This is a genomic window from Paenibacillus sp. OT2-17 (assembly GCF_009827695.1).
GTDB lineage: Bacteria > Bacillota > Bacilli > Paenibacillales > Paenibacillaceae > Paenibacillus > Paenibacillus polymyxa_B.
The window spans coordinates 1-809 of the sequence record NZ_WUDQ01000949.1 but is presented as its reverse complement, the minus strand read 5'-3'; the positions used below and the strand labels follow the sequence as shown (position 1 = coordinate 809).

Below are 809 nucleotides of genomic sequence, written 5' to 3'. Positions count from 1 at the left end.
GATCTTCTGCCGCCAGGAACAATAATTGAGCAATAATACTGTTAGCCAAATGATCATCGATGGCTGCCCCGACAAACACAATACGATCCTTTAAGAGTCTGGAATAGATATCGTACGATCTTTCACCTTGAGCGGTTTGCTCGACAACATAAGGAACATAAATACTCATTTTTTATACCCCCAATTTCCTGTTTCCAGTTGATTTCTCCTTGTAAACGAACCGAGGCCGTAAAAAGATACGGAGGTTTCAATGGGAAAACGATTTACGTAAATGGTGTAACTTTTACAACCACTTGTTCGTTTACATTGGAGGTAGCAAATGGCTTTGCTCTAGGAAAGGGCAGAATAAGACCGTGGAGGAGAGGACCTATGCGCATAGATGATTCTATACAAATGACAGATAATATAATAAACATCGAGAACTTGGAGGAATTACAGGCGGTCCTGAAACGTTACTGTCTGTCGCTTACGAAATCAACTTGGGATGCGGAAGAACTGGCTCAGGACACTTGGATAAAAGCATTAGGTAAGTTAAATAGCTTCGAGCATACAAATCCCGGAGCGCTTTTGCTACGGATTGCTAAGAACACCTGGATTGATGATATACGGAGAAAAGCAGTCTACACTCGGATATTGAATAGGGAACAAGCGAAAGTAACCGTACCCGATCATGGATCTTTTGAAATCGAGATAGCGTTGCAGTCCTTAATGAAACATTTATCTCCGCTTCAGAGAACTGTTTTTTTGCTGCGAGATGTGTTTGGATATTCGATTCGTGAGACATCCGACATGCTTGAAACAACGGAGGG

Annotated in this window: 2 protein-coding genes; one reads left to right on the top strand and one right to left on the bottom strand. The window is 41.9% G+C overall.

What is annotated here, in order from left to right; translation table 11 throughout:
• On the bottom strand, positions 1-169 hold a 169-nt coding region (locus tag GRP75_RS28390; protein WP_202404362.1), incomplete at its 3' end, for an ATP-dependent Clp protease proteolytic subunit.
• A gap of 200 nt (positions 170-369) precedes the next feature.
• Here GRP75_RS28390 and GRP75_RS28385 point away from each other — a divergent pair.
• A partial coding sequence (locus tag GRP75_RS28385; RefSeq protein WP_160791049.1) for an RNA polymerase sigma factor occupies positions 370-809 on the top strand: 440 nt, incomplete at its 3' end.